Origin of the sequence: Gaetbulibacter aestuarii (genome assembly GCF_039537665.1) — a bacterium.
GTDB classification, from domain to species: Bacteria; Bacteroidota; Bacteroidia; order Flavobacteriales; family Flavobacteriaceae; genus Gaetbulibacter_A; species Gaetbulibacter_A aestuarii.
In genome coordinates this window covers 1,587,848-1,611,579 of sequence record NZ_BAABAY010000001.1, presented here as the reverse complement: position 1 = coordinate 1,611,579, position 23,732 = coordinate 1,587,848, and the positions used below count along the sequence as shown (strand labels likewise).

24 protein-coding genes and 1 tRNA gene are annotated in these 23,732 nt (G+C 36.9%); 13 read left to right on the top strand and 12 right to left on the bottom strand.

Annotation, left to right across the window (positions count from 1 at the left end):
• Positions 1-22: 22 nt before the first annotated feature.
• The 4 genes from ABD682_RS07285 to ABD682_RS07270 form a co-directional block, all read right to left on the bottom strand.
• Complete coding sequence (locus tag ABD682_RS07285) at positions 23-2,329, bottom strand: type IA DNA topoisomerase (protein ID WP_344740449.1); 2,307 nt, start codon at positions 2,327-2,329, stop codon at positions 23-25.
• A gap of 94 nt (positions 2,330-2,423) precedes the next feature.
• Positions 2,424-3,626, bottom strand: a complete 1,203-nt coding sequence (locus ABD682_RS07280; protein WP_344740448.1) for a sensor histidine kinase — start codon at positions 3,624-3,626, stop codon at positions 2,424-2,426.
• A 197-nt stretch (positions 3,627-3,823) separates the two neighbouring features.
• Positions 3,824-4,621 (bottom strand): lysophospholipid acyltransferase family protein, encoded by a 798-nt coding sequence (locus tag ABD682_RS07275; protein WP_344740446.1) that lies wholly within the window; start codon positions 4,619-4,621, stop codon positions 3,824-3,826.
• Positions 4,622-4,672: 51 nt separating this feature from the next.
• Positions 4,673-5,311 (bottom strand): NUDIX hydrolase, encoded by a 639-nt coding sequence (locus tag ABD682_RS07270; RefSeq protein ID WP_344740444.1) that lies wholly within the window; start codon positions 5,309-5,311, stop codon positions 4,673-4,675.
• A 5-nt stretch (positions 5,312-5,316) separates the two neighbouring features.
• Here ABD682_RS07270 and ABD682_RS07265 point away from each other — a divergent pair, with 5 nt between their 5' ends.
• The gene (locus ABD682_RS07265; RefSeq protein WP_344740442.1) at positions 5,317-6,033 is read left to right on the top strand and encodes a peptidylprolyl isomerase; all 717 of its coding nucleotides are present in this window, start codon (positions 5,317-5,319) and stop codon (positions 6,031-6,033) included.
• Here the strand turns inward: ABD682_RS07265 and ABD682_RS07260 are convergent.
• The gene (locus ABD682_RS07260; protein ID WP_344740441.1) at positions 6,030-6,638 is read right to left on the bottom strand and encodes a trimeric intracellular cation channel family protein; all 609 of its coding nucleotides are present in this window, start codon (positions 6,636-6,638) and stop codon (positions 6,030-6,032) included. The two genes, ABD682_RS07265 and ABD682_RS07260, sit on opposite strands and share 4 nt — an antisense overlap.
• A gap of 9 nt (positions 6,639-6,647) precedes the next feature.
• The gene (locus tag ABD682_RS07255; RefSeq protein WP_344740440.1) at positions 6,648-7,394 is read right to left on the bottom strand and encodes an RDD family protein; all 747 of its coding nucleotides are present in this window, start codon (positions 7,392-7,394) and stop codon (positions 6,648-6,650) included.
• A 23-nt stretch (positions 7,395-7,417) separates the two neighbouring features.
• Between ABD682_RS07255 and ABD682_RS07250 the strand changes: the two genes are divergently transcribed.
• The 7 genes from ABD682_RS07250 (at position 7,418) to ABD682_RS07220 (ending at position 14,848) form a co-directional block, all read left to right on the top strand.
• Positions 7,418-8,395 (top strand): stage II sporulation protein M, encoded by a 978-nt coding sequence (locus tag ABD682_RS07250; protein ID WP_344740438.1) that lies wholly within the window; start codon positions 7,418-7,420, stop codon positions 8,393-8,395.
• On the top strand, positions 8,382-9,326 hold the full coding sequence (locus ABD682_RS07245; RefSeq protein WP_344740437.1) for a hypothetical protein: 945 nt from the start codon (positions 8,382-8,384) through the stop codon (positions 9,324-9,326). The genes ABD682_RS07250 and ABD682_RS07245 overlap by 14 nt, the downstream gene beginning before the upstream one ends.
• On the top strand, positions 9,319-10,089 hold the full coding sequence (locus ABD682_RS07240; RefSeq protein ID WP_344740436.1) for a DUF4129 domain-containing protein: 771 nt from the start codon (positions 9,319-9,321) through the stop codon (positions 10,087-10,089). Before ABD682_RS07245 ends, ABD682_RS07240 begins: the two co-directional genes overlap by 8 nt.
• Positions 10,086-11,282, top strand: coding sequence for a DUF4350 domain-containing protein (locus ABD682_RS07235; RefSeq protein WP_344740435.1), 1,197 nt, complete (start codon positions 10,086-10,088; stop codon positions 11,280-11,282). The genes ABD682_RS07240 and ABD682_RS07235 overlap by 4 nt, the downstream gene beginning before the upstream one ends.
• A 3-nt stretch (positions 11,283-11,285) precedes the next feature.
• Positions 11,286-12,353: an AAA family ATPase gene (locus tag ABD682_RS07230; RefSeq protein WP_344740434.1), complete on the top strand. Its 1,068-nt coding sequence runs from the start codon at positions 11,286-11,288 to the stop codon at positions 12,351-12,353.
• A gap of 12 nt (positions 12,354-12,365) precedes the next feature.
• Positions 12,366-13,697 (top strand): DUF58 domain-containing protein, encoded by a 1,332-nt coding sequence (locus ABD682_RS07225; RefSeq protein ID WP_344740432.1) that lies wholly within the window; start codon positions 12,366-12,368, stop codon positions 13,695-13,697.
• A 206-nt stretch (positions 13,698-13,903) separates the two neighbouring features.
• Positions 13,904-14,848 carry a hydrogen peroxide-inducible genes activator gene (locus ABD682_RS07220; protein ID WP_344740430.1) on the top strand — a complete coding sequence of 315 codons (945 nt, stop codon included), beginning with the start codon at positions 13,904-13,906 and terminating at the stop codon, positions 14,846-14,848.
• Between the two features lie 33 nt (positions 14,849-14,881).
• On the opposite strand, the gene ABD682_RS07215 is transcribed toward ABD682_RS07220, so the two are convergent.
• From ABD682_RS07215 to ABD682_RS07205, 3 genes are all read right to left on the bottom strand, one after another.
• Positions 14,882-15,079, bottom strand: coding sequence for a hypothetical protein (locus tag ABD682_RS07215; protein ID WP_344740429.1), 198 nt, complete (start codon positions 15,077-15,079; stop codon positions 14,882-14,884).
• Between the two features lie 124 nt (positions 15,080-15,203).
• Positions 15,204-16,004, bottom strand: coding sequence for a TIGR00266 family protein (locus ABD682_RS07210; RefSeq protein WP_344740428.1), 801 nt, complete (start codon positions 16,002-16,004; stop codon positions 15,204-15,206).
• Between the two features lie 72 nt (positions 16,005-16,076).
• Positions 16,077-16,532, bottom strand: coding sequence for a DUF4442 domain-containing protein (locus ABD682_RS07205; protein WP_344740427.1), 456 nt, complete (start codon positions 16,530-16,532; stop codon positions 16,077-16,079).
• Positions 16,533-16,677: 145 nt separating this feature from the next.
• Here ABD682_RS07205 and ABD682_RS07200 point away from each other — a divergent pair, with 145 nt between their 5' ends.
• The 4 genes from ABD682_RS07200 to ABD682_RS07185 all read left to right on the top strand — a co-directional run bounded on the left by ABD682_RS07200 (position 16,678) and on the right by ABD682_RS07185 (position 20,218).
• Positions 16,678-17,124: a DUF4870 domain-containing protein gene (locus tag ABD682_RS07200; protein WP_344740426.1), complete on the top strand. Its 447-nt coding sequence runs from the start codon at positions 16,678-16,680 to the stop codon at positions 17,122-17,124.
• A 198-nt stretch (positions 17,125-17,322) separates the two neighbouring features.
• Entirely contained in the window at positions 17,323-17,664 is a 342-nt protein-coding gene (locus ABD682_RS07195; protein WP_344740425.1) for a PadR family transcriptional regulator, read from the top strand.
• A complete protein-coding gene (locus ABD682_RS07190) occupies positions 17,661-19,445 on the top strand; it encodes a PspC domain-containing protein (RefSeq protein WP_344740424.1) in 1,785 nt (594 codons plus the stop codon). Before ABD682_RS07195 ends, ABD682_RS07190 begins: the two co-directional genes overlap by 4 nt.
• 44 nt (positions 19,446-19,489) lie before the next feature.
• Positions 19,490-20,218, top strand: coding sequence for a head GIN domain-containing protein (locus ABD682_RS07185; RefSeq protein ID WP_344740423.1), 729 nt, complete (start codon positions 19,490-19,492; stop codon positions 20,216-20,218).
• 301 nt (positions 20,219-20,519) lie between these two features.
• Here ABD682_RS07185 and ABD682_RS07180 read toward each other — a convergent pair.
• Positions 20,520-20,594: transfer RNA gene (locus ABD682_RS07180), tRNA-Pro, on the bottom strand.
• 92 nt (positions 20,595-20,686) lie between these two features.
• Positions 20,687-21,667, bottom strand: a complete 981-nt coding sequence (gene trxB, locus ABD682_RS07175; protein WP_344740422.1) for a thioredoxin-disulfide reductase — start codon at positions 21,665-21,667, stop codon at positions 20,687-20,689.
• A gap of 160 nt (positions 21,668-21,827) precedes the next feature.
• On the opposite strand from trxB, the gene ABD682_RS07170 reads away from it, so the two are divergent.
• Entirely contained in the window at positions 21,828-22,289 is a 462-nt protein-coding gene (locus ABD682_RS07170; RefSeq protein WP_344740421.1) for a hypothetical protein, read from the top strand.
• 18 nt (positions 22,290-22,307) lie between these two features.
• Here ABD682_RS07170 and manA read toward each other — a convergent pair whose 3' ends face one another.
• Positions 22,308-23,513 (bottom strand): mannose-6-phosphate isomerase, class I, encoded by a 1,206-nt coding sequence (manA, locus tag ABD682_RS07165; RefSeq protein WP_344740420.1) that lies wholly within the window; start codon positions 23,511-23,513, stop codon positions 22,308-22,310.
• Between the last annotated feature and the right edge of the window lie 219 nt (positions 23,514-23,732).

The window sequence follows — 23,732 nt, the reverse complement described above, 5'->3', positions numbered from 1 at the left end:
TATCGCGTTTCCGGGCCTTGAATTATTTCTCAGATAGAATTTGGTAAACCAATTCTTTGGTTGGTTTTTGCCCGTTTATTTTCTGACGCACGGTTTCGAAACTCATTTTAAAATCGCAACCTGCTCTGTAATTACTACAGCCATAGGCCGTTTTTCCTTTTATAATGGTTCCTTTTTGGCATTTCGGACAGCTCAATGAGCCTGAGATTTTATTATTAGATTTAGAGACCGCAATACCTTTAGGCTCTAATTTTAATTTAAAATCAGTATCAAATCGCAGTAAGCCTTCAACACTTTTCTCGTTAACTTTAAACCCTTTTAAATTGACGGTATTCCCTTTTTTTAGTAAACGTATGTATTGCTTTTCGGATATTTTTTTTCCTGAAAACTTAAAAGGAAGTTTAAAATCGCAACCCGATTTGAATGCAGAACAACCATAGGCACTCGTACCTTTTAAAAGTGTCCCTTTTTTACATTTAGGACAAGTTTCCGATAAAATGCCTTTTTCTTTTTTTAATTGAACTTTTTGTTTTCGGGCTTTTACGACCTGAGCTTGCGATAAATTAGCCCGATTGGTTTCACTACGCACTTCGTAAACCAAAGCATCTACCATGCGCTTCATGTTTTTAATGAAGGCTGCCGCACTGAAGGTCCCTTTTTCAATATCCTTAAGTTGCTTTTCCCAGGTTCCCGTGAGTTCAGCAGATTTTAAGAGGTCATTTTGAATGATCTCTATCAATTGAATTCCCGTAACCGTTGGAAGCACCTGCTTTTTATTTCGCTTAATATATTGCCGCTTGAACAGGGTTTCGATAATATTGGCCCTGGTGGAAGGACGACCAATACCGTTCTCCTTCATCAGATCTCGCAGCTCATCATCATCCACTTGTTTTCCGGCAGTTTCCATCGCACGAAGCAAGGAAGCTTCTGTAAATTGATTCGGTGGTTTGGTTTCCTTTTCTAAAAAAGACGGTTCGTGTGGGCCCTTTTCACCCTCAGAAAACGCAGGTAAAATATTTTCGTTGCCGGCAGTTTTATCGGTATCGGGATCCTCGAATACCACACGCCAGCCTTTTTTCAGGATCTGTTTTCCCGTAGTTTTAAATGGTACTTCAGCGGCTTCTCCAAGAACCGTGGTATTAGCCACTTTACAATCGTCATAAAACACGGCAATAAATCGTTTGGTAATAATATCATAAACCTGCTGTTGATTGTACTGCAGATTTATCTGAACACCTGTTGGAATGATCGCATGGTGATCAGTTACTTTTTTATCGTTGAATACTTTAGACGATTTTTTAATTTTTTTGCCCAAAAGCGGCGCCGTTAATTTAGAATAGTTTGTGAGTTTCTTTAATATTCCCGGGACTTTAGGATAAATATCATCCGGTAAAAATGTGGTATCTACCCTGGGGTAGGTCACAACTTTAAGTTCGTATAATTTTTGAACGATCTTTAAGGTATCCTCGGCAGTAAACCCAAACTTTTTGTTACAATACACCTGAAGCCCGGTAAGATCGAAAAGTTTTGGAGCATATTCTTTACCATCCTTTTTGGTTATAGATTTGATCTCGAATGCCGCTGCCTTTACTTTTTCTGCTAAAGTTTCGCCATCTTCTTTTTTCAGGAAACGGCCTTCCTCGTAACTAAATAAGGTATCGCGATACAAGGTTTGTAATTCCCAATACGGTTGCGGTTTAAAATTTTCAATGTCTTTGAACCTATTTACCACCATGGCTAAGGTTGGCGTTTGCACACGACCAATCGATAATACTTGTTTATAGCCGCCGTGTTTTACGGTGTATAATCGGGTGGCGTTAATTCCTAAGAGCCAATCACCAATGGCTCTGGAAAATCCGGCGTAAAAAAGATTATCGTATTGGGTAGACGGTTTTAAATTCTCGAAACCTTCTTTTATGGCTTCCGTAGTTAAAGAGGAAATCCAAAGGCGCTTTACCGGACCTGTATAACCGGCAGCCGTCATGACCCAACGCTGGATAAGCTCTCCCTCCTGTCCGGCATCGCCGCAGTTGATAACCTCATCGGCTTTATCAAACAGGGATTTTATGATCTTGAATTGTTTTTCTATCCCGGCATTGGAAACGACTTTGGTTTCAAATTTATCCGGGAGCATAGGGAGATTGTTCAGATCCCAACTTTTCCAATAGGGTTTGTAATCGGCAGGTTCCTTTAGGGTACAAAGATGCCCAAAGGTGTATGTTACGGCATAGCCATTGCCTTCAAAATAGCCATCATGCTTTGTTTTAGCTCCTAAAACGGCAGCTATTTCCCGGGCAACACTTGGTTTTTCTGCAATACAAACTTTCATTCATCCGATCTTAAATCGAGGCAAAATAACCAATTCAATACATTTTTTAAAAGGGATTTATTACTAGTTATCAACTATCCTTTTAGTGACATTTCTACTTTTTAAAAGTAAAACAAAACTTAGAGCCTTGTCCCAACTCAGAATCAACAGTTAAATCGCCCCCAAATTTGTCTACTATTTTTTTAACTGTCGCCAAACCAATTCCATGTCCGGTTTCCCCGTATCTATCCGTTTGGGTCGTCACCTCAAAAATCCTGAATATTTTTTCACGATTCTCTTGAGGTATTCCGGGGCCATTATCGCTGACATAGAAATAATAATTTTTGGTATCTCCACTTATTCCTAATTCAATATTGATATGGTCTTTATCATTGTACTTTATACCATTGGCTATCAAATTAAGGAGCACTTGTTTTAAGGCTACCGGATTTGTTGTGATTTCTTCAAGTTGAGAATTGACGGTAAAATTTAATTTAGTTTCTGAACTAAAAAGCTCTAACATATCCTTCTCAAGTTCAGAGATCTTAATAGTCGATTTTTCATCCTGAAGAATATTATCTCCTTTTGAATACATTAGTATTCCCTCAATTAAGCTTTGCAATTGTTCGGATGAATTTTGAATTAAACTCAACATCTCATTAGCATGCTCGTCTAAAACTGATCTGTATTGCTCTGTAAAAAGCATTATCATACCTTGAATTCCAGCTAAGGGCGATTTTATGTCATGTGCTGCGATTGAAGCAAATCGATCAAGTTCCTGATTTTTTGCAAGTAATTCCTTTAAGGCTTTCTCCAATTCCAACTTACTTTTTCTCAAATTTAGAACATTCATTGTTTGCCTGGAAAGGGCTTTAAGACTCTGAATTTGTTTATTAGTTAAAGTTTTGGGTTCATTTCCAACAACACACAATGTACCCAAAGGCAATCCGTTATCACTCATTAAAGATACGCCGGCATAAAACTGGATATAAGGAGGTCCTGTAACCAAAGGATTGTCAAAAAAACGCTCATCTTTAGTAGCATCCTCTACAATAAAAATATCTGAAGGTTGATTTATGGCATGTCCACAAAATGAAATATTTCTGGGTGTTTCCTGTAGATCAAGGCCGTGGTGAGATTTAAACCATTGGCAATCGGCTTCCAACAAAGAAACCAATGAAATTGGAGTATCGCAAATTTGAGCTGCAATAGCGGTGAGATCATCATAATCTAATTCAGGAATTGTTCTTAAGATCGAGAATGATTCTAATTCCTTTAATCGTTCTTGTTCCTTTTCGTGGGGTTGCGCTAATATCATGTTCTTAAGGGATTAATTTTCACCTCAAGAGAATTTTGTTCAATACATAAAATTTTGAACGATTTTTTAGTTTGATTCTTGGGAGAAATTAATTTAAAATTAAGAAATATAATTAAGAAAAAATTCAAATTTTTATTTGAATCGAACTAAATTTTTTAAACCCTTGATACACAATAAAATTTAAATCAAAATCATAATTACCATTCCCGAAGCTTATTCAATGCTTCTTGCTCTTCTAAGGCTTCTTTAGAAAGTACTTTTAAGAAGGAAGGATGCTGCTCTATGGCATACTCGATCCTTTTAACAATATCTTCTGTGCTTTCGTTATCGTAATCGATGTCCAGAGGCGCTTTGATCTCCATGGTTTGAAGAATATTTTTCTTTTTAACGCGCAGGCCTTTTTTGTCAAAAGAGCGACGGAAACCATCAATAACAATAGGAACGACTACCGGTTTATACCGCTTTATGATGTGCGCCGTACCTTTACGAATGGGTTTAAATGGCGTGGTTGTACCCTGTGGAAAAGTTACTACCCAACCATCGTCGAGGGCCTTTCCTATATTAGAAATATCACTCATTTTAACCTGTCGATTTACGGCTTTTCCTTCGGCACGCCAGGTGCGTTCGATACTCACCGAACCTACGTAAGCCAAAATTTTAGGTAATAATCCAGCACGCATGGTTTCTTTGGCCGCTACGTAATAGATGTTGAGTTTGGGATTCCAGAGATAACCCACATTTTTTATGGAATCTACACGACCACTTAAACTGGCATTGAATACGTGGAACATGGCCACTACATCGGCAAAATATGTTTGATGGTTTGAAATAAATAATACGTTCTTGTCCGGCAGATCCTTAATGATCTCAGAGCCTTCGATCTGAAGCTCATTGAAGCCTCTAAAACGCCTGTGTGTCATGAGACCCAAAATGCGGATGAGCCACTTTTTTATAAAAAGAATATGTCCGAATGGATTTTTTTTAAATAATCCCATAAATCAAACGACAGAAAATTGGTTAGCTTACAAAGGTAAGAAATCTTAAAATTACCTAAGCGTTTTTAATTGGTCTTTAATTTCACTTAAAATCATAGCTGTGGCGCCCCATACAACGTGACCGTTTAGTATAAAAACCGGAGTCTCTATTTCCATTTGATAGGATGTCTGTACACGTCTGCTTGTGAAGTATTTATCATCCATAAAATCGCTTAAGCGCACTTCAATAATGGCCTCTACTTCTTCCTCTTGAGGTGTAAAACCTGGCGTATTTTCAGTAAAACCCATAAAGGGATGGACATTAAAATTACTGGGAGGAATGTACAGTTCAGATAGTGATTTAATGAGTTCTATATTTTTTTTGGGTACACCAACCTCCTCTTCTGTTTCCCGCAGAGCGGCTTCATGCTCAGATTCATTTTTTTCAAGTTTACCACCGGGAAATGCAATTTGATCTGAATGGACGCCTTTATAAGATTTTCGTAAAATCAATACAAAGGAGGTTTCGCTTTTCGAATTTGGATAAAACAAAGCTAAAACCCCCGCTTTTTTCGCACTTTTAATTTTATGTTTGGTCTGCTCCAACAGCTGCTGACGAAAGGGAGGCATCATTTTAAGATGAGATGCTTCGGCTGTAAGCGGTAGATTTTTTATTTTTGAAATCGATTTTAAAAATTCATCAAAATTCATTAACAATGCGCATTGTATGCCTTTTATGGCTTTCTGTTCTCGTTTTAGGTTGTGAAGATAAAGAATCTAAACAGAAAACGGTAACAGAAACACCCACGGAACACGTAGAAAAACAAGTTAAGGAAAAAGAACCGGAAATTGACAAATCGGATTGGATCAACGATACCCTGCAAAGTTTTGATAATTTAAGTGCTTTGGCCTTTTATAAAGCGTACGATCAAATACATAAAGAAAACAAGGTACGCATTGAAACTCGTTTTGGGAACATCGATATTTTGCTTTACCCTGAAACGCGGTATCATCGCTCTAACTTTATCTTTTTAACCAAAAGACATTATTTTGATGGCACACAGTTTTACAGAGTGATTGATAATTTTATCATCCAGGGCGGTAACAGTGATGATAAAGAAACCTTACGTAAGCGTGAAGAAATTGGGAAATACTTACTTCCAAAAGATGTTAAACATGGTTACACCCATGAACGTGGTGCCGTTTCCATGCCAAGCAGTGAAATAGATAATCCCTATAAACTTGCTTCGCCTTTTGAATTCTTTATTGTTTGTCAGAAAGGTGGTTCTCACTTTTTAGATGGTGATTATACTGTTTTTGGAAAGGTAATCAACGGTATGGATGTTGTTGATAAAATTGCAGCTGTAAAAACAGATGAGGCCGATTGGCCGTTAACCAATGTTTACATTAAAAAAGCGGAGATCATCGACTAATTTTCGTTGGGATAAATACTTGGTAAGGCGATTTTTAGTTTCACCGCCAATAGGCGTACCAAAATTACCACTGCTCCGGCAACCATGAAAATATAATCGTTTTTTACGCCTAAATAGATAAGTATAAAATAAGTTATGCCACCCAAAATACAGGCTGTAGCATAAATTTCCCTTCTAAAAATCACCGGAATTTCATTACATAAGGTGTCCCTAAGTACACCACCAAAACTTGCCGTAATCATTCCCAGAGCAATACAAATAATAGGGTGTAAACCTGCGTGAATGCCCTTTTCTACACCCACAACGGTATACAAACCAATGCCGATCGTATCAAATAGAAATAAAGAAGTACGGAGGTAGTAAATTTTATCTTTAAAAAGTATGGCCAATAACGCCGAACCGATAATGACATAGGTATACGTTATATCGCCCATCCAGCTTACCGGAGTTACTCCAATTAATAAATCGCGTAAAGTTCCGCCACCAATGGCGGTTACAAAAGCAATAATTAGGATGCCAAAAAGGTCCATGCGCTTTTCCATAGCGATTAAAACGCCGGAAATAGCAAAGGCCATAGTTCCTAAAATATCAATGGTATAAAACATGGGCGGGCTTTACATATTTTGTGTGTAATAATTATAATCTTTTAAGATCACATCTATAAATTCGACATCCGTATTTTGCTTGCGTTCTTTTATTTCAGCCACTTCCATGATCTTACTTCGCAGTTTGATCAAGGTGTTGTAATCTCTTGATTTTTTGGCTACCTTAAAAGTATCTTTAATGATCCGGGCATCGTTATCAGATAGGCGAATTACAGAAGGGTAGCAAGGAACATAATCCTCCTTCAGATCTTCTAAAATAGTATGACTGATATGGACTTTATTTTTTAAACTTATTACGGCTGTTCCTGCGGAAATATCACCAAGACGCTGATTTTTATTACTGCTGATTATAGAAATTAAAGCGACTACACCGCTCATCATATTAATATCTACGATTCTGAAAAACCAACGGATCACATAATCGGCCAAAGACGCTTGATAGCCATCGATCTTTACAACCTGTATTTTCAAAATACGCTTCCCTGGTGTTTGCCCGTCAAGTAAGGTTTCAAAGCTCAGGGTATAGAATAAAACGGGCAATAAAAATAAAATGATAATTGCAACCTGAGACCAGGTATCGAGTGTTGAAATTTGGTCTCCAATATTAAAAATATCGAATACCACGTAAAAAATTACAATCATATAAGCGAACTTGATAATCCAATCGATACCATACGCAAGAATGCGCTCGCCAACACTTGCAGCAGTGAAATTGATATTCACATTTTGCGTAGTATTTATTTGTAACTCTAACATGAAATGTGTTAATTTGATTACAGATGAGAGAAGTTGCCTTTATTAAACAAAACAAAGAAAAATGGCTGAATTTTGAAAAGGCTATTTTTGGTAAGACCCTAAAGAACCCTGACGAATTAGCCTCGCTTTACATTCATTTGGTGAACGACCTCTCTTATGCGCAAACCTTTTATCCCAAAAGTAAAACAATTCTTTATTTAAACAACTTAGCCGCAAAAGCTTTTCAAAAAATTTACAAAACCAAACGTGAGGATACCAATCGTTTTGTGCATTTCTGGAAAATTGAAGCCCCGCTAATCGTTTATCAATACCGGCGTTATGTGCTTTATGCCTTTATTATTTTTTTAAGTTTTGTAGCTATTGGTGCTGTTTCTGCTGCCTACGACGATAGTTTTGTGCGCCTTATTCTAGGGGATCATTATGTGAATATGACTTTGGAGAATATTGAAAATGGCGATCCTGTTGCCGTTTATAAAAGCGGTAGTAACTGGGGCAGTTTTATAGGTATAACTCTGAATAATTTATACATTGGTATCCAATCCTTTATCTATGGAATATTTCTGGGAATAGGCACCGGTTATGTTCTTCTTCAGAATGGTATTATGCTTGGCGCCTTTCAATTTATGTTTCAAAAATATGATGTGTTTTGGGAAAGTGTGCGCGGTGTCTGGATCCATGGTGCCATGGAGATCTTCGCGATTGTAATCGAAGGAGCGGCCGGTCTGGTTTTGGGAGCAAGTATATTATTTCCTAAAACATATTCGCGGATGACCTCCTTTAAAATGGGTTTAAAAGATGGTGTAAAGATCCTTATTAGCACATTCCCGTTTACCATTTCTGCCGGATTTCTGGAGGGTTTTGTAACCCGATTTTCTAACACAATGCCACATTGGTTATCTGTCGGCATTATTTTGATTACGCTAGGCGCAATCTCATTTTATTATTTGATTTACCCCAAAATCGTTCATAAAAAACTACAAAAAACTTATGGAATTATATAAGAACCGAAGTTTCGGTGCCATGTTTCAAGGTACGTTCTCATTTTTGAAACAGGAAGGAAAGCATTTTTTCAAGCAATATTTTATCATTAACGGCATATTTTTACTCATCCTTTCTGTAATGGGCTATTTCTTTAGCCAATTTTATACCGAATTTTTTAAAAGCAGTATCGGTATAAACGGTTCGGGATCTTCTAGTTTTGAAAATTACATTAACGACAATCTAGGTTCTTTTTTCATATTTTTATTTCTCTTTATTATACTGGCACTTATATCGGGTATTGTAGCTTACGCTTTCCCTCCTATTTACTTTCAAAATTATCTGGAAAAAGGATCAGGTAATTTTGATACCAAAGATTTAATAAATAGTTACAAAAAGAATTTTGGTAAACTTCTCATATTCATAATTACCGGAATTTTAGTTGCCATTCTATTAGCTTTACCTGTTATGGCCCTGGTTTTTGTTTTATTTATTACTATTATCGGAATCATCTTATCACCTCTGGTTTTAGGTGGAATAATGCTTTTTTATACCATGGCTCTTATGGAATATCTTCAAGGTAAAAGAGGTGTTTGGGACAGTTTTGGATATTCATGGACCTTATTGAAATCTAATTTTTTTGCTGCCGTTGCCTGTGTAGGCCTCTTTTATTTGATCAGTTATACCATCCAACAGGTACTCACATTAATACCCTATTTTTTAGGTTTATTCAGTATTTTCACCTCAACTGAACAGGGCCAATTAGATCCCGGTGAAACCGCAAGCACAATGATGTTTATGATTATGGCTGTGTTTTTTGTATCATTTATTGTGGGCAGTATTTTGGGTACGGTGGTTCAGGTGAATCAAGGTATCATTTTTTACAGTCTGAAAGAGAAAAATGAAAATATTCAAACCAAAAGTGTTATCGATCAAATTGGTGTAAGTGAGTAAAAAGTTTTTGATATATAGTATTTTTTTGATCTTTTCCTGGTGGGGTTTTTCACAGGAATATCAGCTACCAAAACTCGATATTCCTACTACTTTTCAACCAAATACGGATACCTTGAAAATTGATCGTAGTTCTGTAACGCCTCGTAAATTTGATGATTTTTATGAAAAGTACAAAGGCGATGATTTTCGTTACGAATCAGAAACTGCTCAAGGTTCGGGATGGTGGTCACGTTTTAAGGCGTGGATAAAGCAATTGATAAAATCGATTTTCAATTTAGAAGGCCAAGATCAGATTTTAAAAGCTCAGAATTTGATCAAGCAAATTGGAGGTATAACCATTTTTCTACTGGTTGTTTTCTTCATCTTTAAAGCCGTAATGAATAAGGAAGGTCGGTGGATCTTTGGAAAATCTTCAGACAAAAATATTATACCGGTTAGAAACATTGAAGCGGATATACATAGTACAGATTTCAAAGCCCTTATCGCTTCCGCGGAAGCGGAAAACAATTACCGTTTAGCTATTCGGTATTATTATTTATGGCTTTTGAAAGGCCTTTCCGAAAACGGTATTATTCACTACGACGTGGAAAAAACCAATAGCGATTATCAAAATGAAATTAGCTCGGATTCATTAAAGAAGTCCTTCAGCTATTCCTCATATTTATACAACTATATCTGGTACGGTGAATTCCCTGTGAATCAAATCGAGTTTGATCATGCGAAAACAACTTTTAGCAACCTGTTAAACCAGTTGAAGGCATGAACAAGACACTGAAAATATATCTGGTTTTACTCATGCTGATCATTATTGGAAGTGTGGCTCTGGAATTTTCCAAACCCAAACCTATAGTTTGGACGCCTACATACAACGAATCACATAAAATCCCCTACGGTACATTTGTATTGTTTAACGAGTTGCCGAACCTCTTCCCAAAAAGCACCATAGAAAAAGTAAGGGTAAGTCCCTATGAATATTTTAGAGATCATTATAATTGGATGGATGAGGAATACAATATTTCCGGGAGTTATTTGAATATTGAAGACAGCTATACCAAAGATCCGGAATCGACAAAGGAACTTCTCAATTTTGCTAGAGAAGGAAACAACGTATTCTTATCTTCAAGAACTTTTGAAACGACATTACTAGATTCCCTGGACATGGGTATTAAGTATCAATACAATTTCTCAGGAAAGGCAACCTTAAGTTTGGCTAATCCTATACTTAGTGCGGATTCGATAACCATAGAAAAAGGGCTTGATAATTTTTATTTCAATAAATTAGATTCCACTAGAACAACCGTTTTGGGCTATCAAACCTTTGATTCAGAACGCCATATTAATTTTGTGAAAGTAGCTTATGGTAGCGGTAACGTATACTTACATTTACAACCTGTAAGTTTTACTAATTATCATTTATTGAAAGCCGATCATAAAAAATACCCTGCTGCCGTATTATCCTATTTGCCGGACGAAACCTTGTATTTCGATTCAAAAAACAAGGTTGATAACATGGCCGGAGCTTCACCGCTACGTTTTATATTGAGCAAACCTCCCTTGCGCTGGGCCTGGTATTTAGCTTTAACAACATTGGTGTTTTTTATGATCTTTAACGCAAAAAGGCGTCAACGCATTATCAGGGTGATAAAACCATTGCAAAATACCACGGTGGCATTTACTAAAACCATTGGAAATCTATACTACGAAACTCAAGATCACAATACAATCATAGAGAAAAAAATAACTTATTTTTTCGAACACATTAGGCGCGTCTATTTTCTGGAAACCCAAAATTTAGATGATAAGTTCGTGAAGAATTTAAGTCTTAAATCTAATGTAAAACAGGAAACAGTACAGTATCTTGTGAACGTGATCAGGCAATTACGTTCTAAAAGAATCTGTACAGAAGCTGATGTATTGCGACTAAACAAAGCCATTGAAAATTTTTATACCAAATAACTTATGGACGAAATAAATTCCGAAAACAACGAGGAAAATCAAAACAAGCAAAACCCGGAACAGGAAACTCCAACCGAAAATACCTCTGATATTAAAGCGGATATCAATTTTAAAAACCGTATTGACCTAAGTGAATTAGAAGCGGGAATTTCTTTAATCCGTGATGAAATTAGTAAGGTTATTGTTGGCCAAAAACACATGATAGATATGCTCATTGCATCGATTTTGGCCAATGGACACTCCCTTATTGAAGGTGTTCCCGGAGTGGCTAAAACCATTTCTGCAAAACTACTTGCCAAATCTCTGAATGTGGGTTTTAGTAGAATACAATTTACGCCGGATCTGATGCCCAGTGATATTTTGGGTACTTCGGTTTTTGATATGAAAACCTCTGAATTCGAATTTAAGGCCGGACCCGTTTTCTCGAACATGATCTTGATCGATGAGATTAACCGAGCGCCGGCAAAAACACAAGCTGCCTTATTCGAGGTTATGGAAGAACGACAAATTACTATCGATGGTCAGGAATATAAAATGGATCTGCCTTTTATTGTATTAGCCACGCAAAACCCGGTAGAACAAGAAGGAACATACCGTTTACCGGAAGCACAATTAGACCGTTTTCTTTTCAAAATAGATATTGATTATCCTAATTTGGAAGAAGAAATAGAAATTATTAATAGAGAGCAAGACTTAAAAGGGAATAAAAAAATTGATAAGATTACCGCCCATTTGAGTAAGGAGCAAATTGCAAAATTCCAGGAACTAACAAATCAGATCATCATAGAATCGCACTTGGTAAAATACATTGCCGATATCATTACAAATACCAGAAGTAATCCCTTTTTGTATTTGGGTGCCTCGCCACGAGCCTCCATCGCCTTATTAAAAGCAAGTAAAGCTTTTGCCGGAATGAGTGGACGCGATTTTGTAACACCTGAAGATATTAAACAAGCAGCAATACCCGTATTGCAACATCGTGTTATTGTAACTCCGGAACGCGAAATGGAAGGCGTTACCACAAAACAGATCATTAAAAATATTATCGAAGCTGTAGAAATTCCTCGTTAATACATCAAGATCTTGAAACGTTTAAAACCATTCTACATACAAAACCGATTTTTTTATGCCTGTATAGGTATAATGATCTTGTTTGTGGTAAGTTTTGTTTTTCCAAGACTGTTTTTCACGATTAAGCTGTTGTTGTTCGGACTTATTCTTTTAACACTACTGGACAGTATCATATTATTTGGAGCGAAAAAAGGTCTTTTCGGACGTAGAGATTTGCCTGAAAAATTATCGAATGGTGATGATAATCCGATTAAGATTTTTATTGAAAATTTTTACACCTTTCCAATATTCGTTCGGATAATCGATGAATTACCAGAACAATTCCAACTTCGCGATTTTAGTATTGATAGGAAAATAGCCCCTAGTAGTGAACTGGCCGTTGAGTATCAGGTACGACCAACTTCCAGAGGTGAATATCATTTCGGAAAACTTAATATTTATGTTTGTTCGCCTTTCGGGCTGGTAGCTCGAAGGTTTTGGTTTGGAGAAAACGCCATGGTTCCTTGTTATCCCAGTTTTATTCAATTGCGTAAATACAACCTTATGGCTATCAGCAATAACTTGAGTATGTACGGCATTAAAAAAATTCGCAAACTGGGCCATACCATGGAATTTGAACAGATCAAAGAGTATGTTTCTGGTGATGACCTGCGCACCATAAACTGGAAGGCTACCGCCAAGAAGAGCCAACTGATGGTTAATCAATTCCAGGACGAAAAATCACAACCGGTATATGCTGTTATTGATAAAGGTCGGGTTATGAAAATGCCTTTTAATGGGTTAACATTATTGGATTACGCGATAAATTCAACTTTAGTGATCTCAAATGTCGCTCTCAAAAAGCAGGATAAAGCAGGGATGTTCGCGTTTTCAAAAAACGTAGAGAACCGTGTGGTTGCCGAACGACGAACTTCACAAATGAACCTCATATTGGAAGCATTATACAATATTAAAACCGATTTTTATGAAAGTGATTTCGGGCGATTGTATAGCAGTATCAAACAAAATATCACACAGCGAAGTTTGATCTTACTCTACACAAATTTTGAAACCATGGATGGTTTGAACCGTCAGTTGCCTTACTTAAAAGGCATTACTAAGAATCATTTATTGGTGGTTATTTTCTTTAAAAATACGGAGCTGAATACCCTTATCGAAAAGAAAGCTGAAACCGTTCAACAAGCCTATGATAAAGTAATTGCTGAGAAATTTGCATTTGAAAAACGCCTTATTGTTAATGAGTTGAAAAAATTCGGCATTCACGCTATTCTTACCAGTCCGGAAAATCTCACCATCGACACCATCAATAAATATCTTGAAATAAAAGCACGCGGATTATTGTAGCATCTATTTCAAAAATTATTACAAAAAACAAAGAGCATCAGGGAGATGATGCTCTTTACTATTAACCAACTTAACTTTTTTCAAATAGTTATAACCAAAACTATGAGAATTCATGTATGAATCATACAAAGGTATTTCATAATTTCTTTTACTTTAGATAAGTTTTATTGATAGTTTTTATATTTTTATAATCTAAATTGATATAAATGACTATTACTCAATTATATTATGTTTTGGCGGTTGCCGAAAATCAAAATTTTACAAAAGCGGCAGAGAAATGTTTTGTAACCCAGCCTACTTTGAGTATGCAAATACAAAAGCTGGAAGAACAATTGGATGTACAGATATTCGATCGGAGTAAAAAACCCATCGAACTAACTGACGTTGGTAAAAAGATTGTTAAGCAAGCCCGAAACATTGTAAATGAATCATATCGCATACAGGATATTGTAGACCAACAAAAGGGTTTTATTGGTGGAGAATTCAAATTAGGCATTATTCCAACCATCATGCCTACACTTTTACCGATGTTCCTAAAAACCTTTATTAAACGACACCCTAAGGTAAAACTAAAAATTGAAGAGCTAAATACCGAAGAGATCATCACGCGAATTAAAGACGGGCACCTTGATGCAGCCATTGCCTCCACACCATTAGAGGATGACAGTATTAAAGAACGTGTATTATATTTTGAACCCTTTGTAGCCTATATTCCTCAAAATCACCGTTTAAAAGACAGAAAAACTATTGAACCCGGTGACCTGGACATTAACGATATGCTTTTATTAGAAGACGGCCACTGTTTTAGAGATGGTGTTATTAATTTATGTAAAGCATTTAAAAATCATTTAGATGATGAATTTCAGCTGGAAAGCGGAAGTATAGAAACATTGGTAAAATTATCGAATGAAGGTTTGGGGATGACGCTTCTACCCTATCTTCATACTTTAGATCTTAGTGAAAAAGAACAGGAAAATCTTCGGTTTTTCCATGAACCGTCTCCGGCGCGGGAAGTGAGTATCATATACCACAAGAGCGAGCTAAAAATGCAAATTATAGAAGCCCTTCAGGATGTAATCGCGGGAATTATTCGGGGTGCGATCACCTTCCAGAATGTAAAAATCATAAGTCCGATTAAAAATAAAATCTAAAAATAAAAGAGCGACTTAAAGCCGCTCTTTCTATTATGATTTTAAATAAATTAGACATTGATTTAGTTCGGGGTTTTGCATCACAAGGTTTTGTATAAAAACCTTGAGCTCTTCAATTTCATAAGGCAATAAACGCTGTAAAGCCTTTTGAACTTCTTTGCAAAACAAATTAGCATCAAAACTTACTTTTTTAAGTATGGTCTTGGTGTACTCTAACATTGCTCTCGCCATATTTAATTCTGGTTTAGTTTGTAATTAAAAGTAGATTTGTTGAATACGCTTAAACAATTTATTTATTTAACTAAAATAATAAATTTTTAAACAGGTTGGCATTATTTATTCAAAATTTTAACACTTAAAATCGATTATCGCCATCGAGCAGATCGCCAAGTCCACCAAGAACACTTCCCTCTCCACGATCTTTACCACCTCTACGTGGCGCGGATGCTATGATGCGGTCTGCCAGTCGACTAAATGGTAGTGATTGGATGTATACTGTTCCCGGACCTTGCAGTTTAGCGAAAAAGAGTCCTTCGCCTCCAAAAATGGTATTTTTTATACCACCTACAAACTCGATATCGTAATCTACAGTATGATCAAAACCAACAATGCAACCGGTATCCACTTTTAAGATTTCTCCTGGTTTAAGTTCCTTTTTAGCCATGGTGCCGCCAGCATGAACGAAGGCCATACCATCACCCTCAAGTTTTTGCATGATAAATCCTTCGCCACCAAATAACCCACGACCTAAACGTTTTGAGAATTCGATACCGATGCTTACACCTTTGGCAGCGCAAAGGAACGCATCCTTCTGACAAATAAATTTACCACCAAATTGTGTGAGGTCAATAGGAATAATTTTCCCTGGATAAGGTGATGCAAACGATGCTTTTTTCTTTCCTGAACCGGTATTGTAAAAGGCTGTCATGAATAAACTCTCACCGGTTAGGATACGTTTACCCGCACCCAGAATTTTACCAAGAAACCCATCATTTTGTTTGGAGCCGTCGCCAAAAATGGTTTCCATTTGAATCCCTGTATCCATCATCATAAAACTGCCGGCTTCAGCTACAACAGCTTCCTGCGGATCCAGTTCTATTTCTACATATTGCATTTCCTCTCCGTAAATGGTATAATCGATTTCGTGTGCTTGCATGATTTTTAGTTTTGAAGTTTGTGATACCTATAAGTGGTATGGCGTTTTATTTTGTTACAACACTTTTGAATTTTAGGATTTTAACTTCACGCTCCATTCAAAACTAAAGGAGGATACCTGCACACCATCTTCGTTAACGCCTGTGGATGTCATCCAAATGGTTTGACCTTCGCCTGTTTTTATAGTTCGTTGTAAAGCCTCGCTTATCAGGTTTCCATCGTTGCAGGTAAAGGTGATCTTTCCGGTGGCTTTTTTAGTAAATGAAGCTTTATTAGTGGTTACTAACATCGATATATTCTTTCCGGTTTCCTGAATTTTCCCAATCACCAAAGCACCGGTTGCGAACTCGGCTGCCATGCCCTGCACGGCCCAAAACATGGATTTAAAGGGGTTCTGATTGATCCAGCGATGGGTTACGGTGACGATACATTTTTCGTCGTCGATGTAGCGACAACGCACGCCACAAAGGTATGCTGCCGGTAGTTTTATAATGTTAAAGGTGTTTAATTTCCTGGGCGTAAGCTTCATAGATGTCTATTTATTTTTTACTAAGATAATGAAATATGCATAGCTTAAATATGTTAAAATTTTGTTAATTTTAGTACTATGTGATACATAATACCTTCTTTTAGATATATATTTGCATAAGATATTATTATATACTTTTAGAATCATGCTAGATAATCATCAAAAAAACATCGCTACGTTTATACATTTATCGACTTTTAGTCGCTTTATTATTCCGTTTGGGAATTTTTTGGGACCTATTATATTATGGGTTACCAATAAGGATAAATCGGAATTTATTGATGCGCACGGGAAACAGGCTATTAATTTTCAAATTAGCATTTTATTGTATGCCGTTATTTTGGGAACCTTAAGTATTCCGTTTTTTGTATTCAAGATCTTTAATGGTATTGACTTTATTGATTTTAACGGTTTTAGTGATTTCCATATTAATATAGGTAAGCCTTCTCCCCTGCTTTATATAGGTGGTGCTTTAGGCGTTTTGGCAGTTATTGGATTTATTCTGGAGTTGATATTTATTGTGATCGCGAGTTTAAAAGCACGCGATGGCGAATTGTATCATTATCCATTAACGATAGATTTTTTAAAGTAGCAATGAAAAAATTACAGGGAGATTGCTTTGCATTGCTCGCAATGACGGAACATAGCAAGGAAACCCGCGTTAGGGATTGTAGCAAGCTACCGTGTAGCGCGGAAAGCCCGACCCGCAGGGTAACGCCCAAAAAAAAATATACTAATCATCAATCAATCAAAAAATGAACAGTTTCACAACATTAAAATGCTTTAGAACATGAAGATAGAAAACACCAAAGCACAAATGCGTAAAGGCGTACTGGAATTCTGCATCTTGTCTGTATTAAAAGATAACGACGCGTATGTGGCAGAGATCCTGGACACGCTGAAGGACGCGAAGTTGCTGGTGGTAGAGGGTACGATTTATCCTTTGCTGACGCGACTTAAAAACGCGGGACTTTTGAATTACCGCTGGGAGGAATCGACTTCCGGACCACCGCGTAAATACTACGGTTTAACCGAGACAGGAAAACTATTTTTAAAAGAATTAGATACGACGTGGAATGAATTACAACACGCCGTGACTTTAGTAACAAGCCAAAAATCAAAAACGAAATGAATAAGACAGTCAACATAAATTTAGCAGGTATATTTTTTCACGTAGATGAAGATGCATACTTAAAATTACAGCGCTATCTTGAGGCTATAAAACGTTCATTTACAGACTCACAAGGACGAAATGAAATTGTTTCGGATATCGAAGCGCGTATTGCGGAGCTTTTTAGTGAACGCATAAAATCTGAAAAACAAGTTATTGGCATGAAGGAAGTCGACGAGGTGATCGCCATTATGGGGCAACCTGAAGACTACCTGGTGGATGACGAAATTTTTGAGGATGAGCCTAAGGCAGGATCTAAAAGTTCAACTTCCAGAAAGTTGTTCCGCGACACAGATAACTCTTATATCGGCGGTGTTTCTGCAGGATTAGCGCATTACTTTGGTATTGACGCCATTTGGATACGCCTGATTTGGATCTTACTTGTTGTTGGTGGCGGCACCGGAATCTTACTCTATATTTTACTTTGGATCCTGGTTCCTGAAGCCAAAACAACAGCTGAAAAGATTATGATGACCGGAGAACCGGTGAACATCAGTAACATTGAAAAAAAAATCAAGGACGGCTTTGATAATGTATCGGATGCTGTAAGCGGTGCGGCCAAAAATGTAAAAGATGCGGCCAAAAATGTGGATATTAAAGGGAAGAGCAGTAAGATAAAATCGTCGTCTCAAACTTTTTTTGACGCGATAGGCGATGTGATCCTGTTTTTCTTCAAGATCTTCGCTAAATTCATAGGTGTATTACTTATTATCATAGGTGCATCTACCTTGATCGGACTTATAATTGGAACATTTTCTGTGGGTATTGTAGACATTGTTCATATACCGGGAATGGATTTGGTTCGTATGGCAAATGCAGGTAACACACCCATTTGGTTGGCCTCAATTTTAGTTCTATTCGCCGTAGGAATTCCGTTTTTCTTCCTCTTTTATTTGGGATTGAAAATATTAGTAAATAATCTAAAATCGATAGGAAATATTGCCAAATTCACCCTTTTAGGTGTATGGTTTATCTCCGTGATTAGTCTCATAATAATTGGTGTTAGGGAAGCTAGTGAACATGCCTTAAATGAAGGTTATGTGGAGCGCACGCAACTACCGGTTAAAGCTCATGACACCCTGGAGATAAAAATGGTTAATTATGACAATTTTAAATCTGAATTCTACAGAAATCACAATGGATTTAAAATCATTCACGATACTGATGGTAATAAGGTATTATATTCCACGGATATCGACATTATAGTGAAGTCCACAAAGGATTCCTTGGCTAGTATTGCTGTTGAAAAAAGTGCCGATGGTCGTAATTACGAAACGGCAATAGAGCGAGCCAAGAACATCGATTACAAATTTGAATTACAAGGCAATACCTTATTATTGAATAACTATTTAACCACGAATCCTGAAAATAAATTCAGCGATCAGGAAGTAGATCTGGTACTTTATTTACCCGAACAACTTGTGGCAAAATTCAATGACAATACAAGTTCATATCTGTATTACAAGCGTTATGAAGGCAACCTGGTTTCGCGAAGCGACACAAACCATTACTTAACTATCTTAGAAGATGCCATACAATGTGATGACTGCCCTGCAGATGACGATAGCGAAATCCGCATCAAGATTAAAACACCGCATATTGATATTGACGAAGATGGTGTAGAGATCAACGCTGAAGGTGGTTCTTTAAAAATCAACAAATCTGGTGTTAAAGCGGAGGGAGAAAAAACCAGAGTTCAAATTGACTCTAACGGTGTTGATATTAGCACTGATAACAATTAAAAACAAAACAAACCAAACAATCATTAATCAAAAATCAATTAATCATGACAACACTAGCAAGAATTACAATCACTACGGTCTTAAGTTTCTTACTATTTTCCTGTAATTTCGATGTGCATTTTAACAGTGGCGTTAAAGGAAACGGAAATGTAACTGTTGAAGATCGAAGCGTAAATGCGCCTTTTTCGAGCATTAAAGCTGCTGAAGGTCTAAGCGTTTATTTAACTCAGGGTAACGATACTAAAATAAGCGTTGAGGCCGATGAAAATTTACAGGAACTTATCCTGGTAGAAGTTGAAGACGATGTTTTAAAGATTCATACCAAGAAAAATATTGGACGCTCTAAGGCTAAAAATGTGATAGTACATTTTAGAGATATTTCAGGTATTTCCGGAAGCAGCGGAAGTAGTATAAAGAGCACAAACACAATCGCCACAAAACATTTGGATGTTAATGGATCCAGTGGCAGTAGCATTAAACTAGATGTTGCTACTGAAGTTTTGGATTGCCATAGTTCCAGTGGTAGTAATGTGAAACTTGCCGGAGAAACCGATCGCCTTATAGCTGATGCCAGTAGTGGAAGCCAAATTAAGGCTCAGGACCTCATCGCACAGGTTTCAAATGCTGATGCTTCAAGCGGTGCTAATATTTCGGTTAACACGAAGGAATCTTTGGTAGCCAAGGCCTCAAGCGGTGGAAATGTATCTTATTATGGGAATCCAAAAACCATTGAGAAAAACAATGGTGTTTCCGGAAGTATCAGCCAACGCTAATCAATCAAAAAACAAACTTTAACCAACCAAAAAGAAACCCATTCTGAAAAATCGGAATGGGTTTCTTAATCTATTTGGATGACAGGATTTAAATAATCCCAAGAAACCCTTATTGCAAATAAAGCTTTGCTTTATTAAAAATAAAGGCTTTAAATTTCCTTAAGAAAGCGAGCTATATAAAAGGATTTGGATAATCCTAATAAACCCTTATTGCAAATAAAGCTTTGCTTTATTAAAAATAAAGGCTTTAAATTTCCTTAAGAAAGCGAGCTTTCTACGAAAATTTAAAGCCTTTATTTAGTCGGGATGACAGGATTTGAACCTGCGACCACACGGCCCCCAGCCGTGTACGCTAACCGGACTGCGCCACATCCCGTTTTTAAAATGCGTTCAAAGAAAACATTTTTTACCAAAAACTACAAACCAAAAACCATAAAGTATGATCTTTGGTTTATATAGTAGTTGTTATTAGTTATAGGTAGAGGTTGATACCTCGAATGAAGCATCTTTTGCTGCCAGATAACGCTCGGCATCCAATGCGGCCATACAGCCGGTACCGGCTGCTGTAACAGCTTGCCTGTATACGTGGTCTGCGGCATCACCGGAAACAAAAACGCCTTCAACATTCGTTTTTGAGGTTCCGGGAACATTGATAATATATCCGGTTTCATCCAGATCTAAATAATCCTTAAAAATATCGGTATTTGGTTTATGCCCAATGGCTACAAAAAATCCTGTAGCGGGAATCTCTTTCTTTTCATTAGTCTGGTTATTATAAACCTTAACAGAGGTTACAACCTGACCATCGCCAACAACTTCTTCAGTCTCCGTATTGAATAAAATTTCAATATTTGGTGTATTCTTAACACGATCTGCCATGATTTTTGAAGCTCTGAATTCGTCACGACGCACGAGCATGGTAACTTTTTTACAAAGTTTTGATAAATAGTGTGCTTCTTCACAAGCTGAATCTCCTGCACCAACAATTACGACCTCCTGATTTCTATAGAAAAATCCGTCGCAAACGGCACAGGCGGAAACGCCACCTCCTAGTTTTAGATATTTCTGTTCAGAATCCAGTCCTAAATATTTCGCAGAAGCTCCTGTAGAAATAATCACAGTATCGCAGTGGATCTCTTTTTCATCATTCACCCAAACCTTATGAACATCGCCCGAAAAATCAACTTTGGTAATCCAGCCATGACGCACATCAGTTTCAAAGCGCTCTGCTTGTTTTTGTAATTCTATCATCATCTCAGGTCCTGTTATCCCATCTGGATATCCCGGAAAATTTTCAACTTCATTGGTTGTTGTCAATTGTCCACCGGGTTGTGTTCCCTGATACAAAACCGGACGCATATTGGCTCTCGCTGCGTAAATAGCTGCCGTGTATCCGGCAGGTCCCGACCCAATAATCAAACATTTTACTTTTTCTATTTCTTCTGCCATAATCTTAATATCGTTTATAATGACAAAAGTAGAATTTTTGGTAGAAAACTTACACTTAAGTTATTAACAGTTTCCTATGATTATATACCAAAAATCTATTCCTCACCAGATTGTATTATAATTTTTTGTAAATTTAAGTATACCAATTAAACCAAACATTATGAGTAAGTATACTTTCCTTTTTGTCTTGCTAGCTCTATTTTCAAGCTGTAAAGACATGGACAAAAACACTGAAGCCGAAGATCAAATGAAAGATGAACCAACCCTTGAAGGCGCCTGGGAGCTGGTAAGTTTTTTAAATTATGATTCAGACGGTGTGGCCGACACCATTAATTCTACCAATGATTATAAACAAATGAAAATGTACTCCAAAAGTAAAATTATGTGGAGTCGTTTACGAACCGGAGATTCTTTAGATTGGTTCGGTGTGGGTGATTACACCTTTAAAGATGGTGTTCTTACAGAGGTTCTAGACTACGGGTCAAAAGCCATGAATAATCGTATTAAAGACAACAGCCGTTTTCAATTCGAAATTGAAATAACCGACAGCACGTTTACGCAAATTGAAGTGGATAGTCTCGGAAATCGTATTTATGCTGAAAATTACAAACGCATCGAGTAATCTTAATCTTAATATCAATTAAGGCGCCGATGCTTTGTAAAGAATACTTTCAGCCTCCGACGTTCTGATGGCATAAGGACTGTTTGCCAAAACAAGCACGGTATCCCCTTTTTTACAAAATATTGATGTTTCGCCTTGCGTTATTGTAGCAGAGCCGCTAATCACAATGATAATTTCAGCGGTTTTAGAGTTGGCTTGATAATTTTGTGAAGGCATTAATTTAATCTGACTGAGTTCAAAATCAGGAGCCGGGCTTTTATAAATACGCTCTAAACCATCATTTTGCATCTCCCCTTTCATGATATTGGGATGTGTTTCTTCAAAAGCAACATGTTTCAATAATTCTGGAACATCAACATGTTTTGGAGTCAGGCCACCGCGTAACACATTATCTGAATTCGCCATAAGCTCCATATTTTGCCCTTCTAAATAAGCATGTGGTATACCGGCATCCTGGAATATGGCTTCGCCCTTTTCTGCCTTCACAATATTGAAAAAATAGATGGAATAAATACCTTTATCCAAATGGGTACCATCTTCAGCAGAATCTACTGCTTTCGCCGCCCAATAATCCGGGGTACTTTTCGATAATTTACCTGCCTTGTATAAAGGAAGAATTCTATCAACTAAAGGTTGAAGCACGGTATTCGTTTTTTCCTGAGGTTCTTCCATCACGGCTTTGTATAGGGCATGATAACCTCCTTCTTCAAAAACAGAAACCAAATTTTTAAATTCGGGAATACTTATTAACATGTGCATGAGTTCATCCTGAGGTAAAAATCCATGAAGCAACCAAAATTCACTTAATGCCACCATAATTTCCGGCTTATGATTGTCATCCTTATAGTTTCTGTATGGCGCAGATAGCGGAATTCCTAATTCATTCTCTCTCTTAAAACCTTTTTCAGCTTCTTCCTTCGTGGGATGCACCTGAATAGACAACATATCATTTACATCCAAAACCTTGAATAAATACGGCAAACGGCCGAATTTCTCAAAAACCCTGGTTCCTACTGTTTCTTCTAAATCAGTATTCAAAAATGAATTTAAAGGAATTTTCTCATTTCCCGTAACTACCTCTGCCGGAGCTTTATCGTGGGCCCCAAGCCAGTATTCGGCGCACTTTTTATCGGTAACAGGTTGGCCAAGTAATTCAGGAATAAAGGTATAACCTCCCCAGGCGTAATTTTGAATTTGTCCTTTTAATGAAAATAATTTTGTCATTTTTAAATACGTTTTGTGAGCGCCAATTAACAGTATATGAATATCTGTTGGAAAAATCAAAAATATGGCATTTTTTGAATAAAGACGTTTTAATATCTGGTCATTTTGTTCGAATAAAATGTATTTGATTTATTTTTTGACTACCACACGAAAACACAAAATTCATTTTACAAAACCACTTTCTGATAAATATCATTGTTGGATTTAACTCCATAAAAT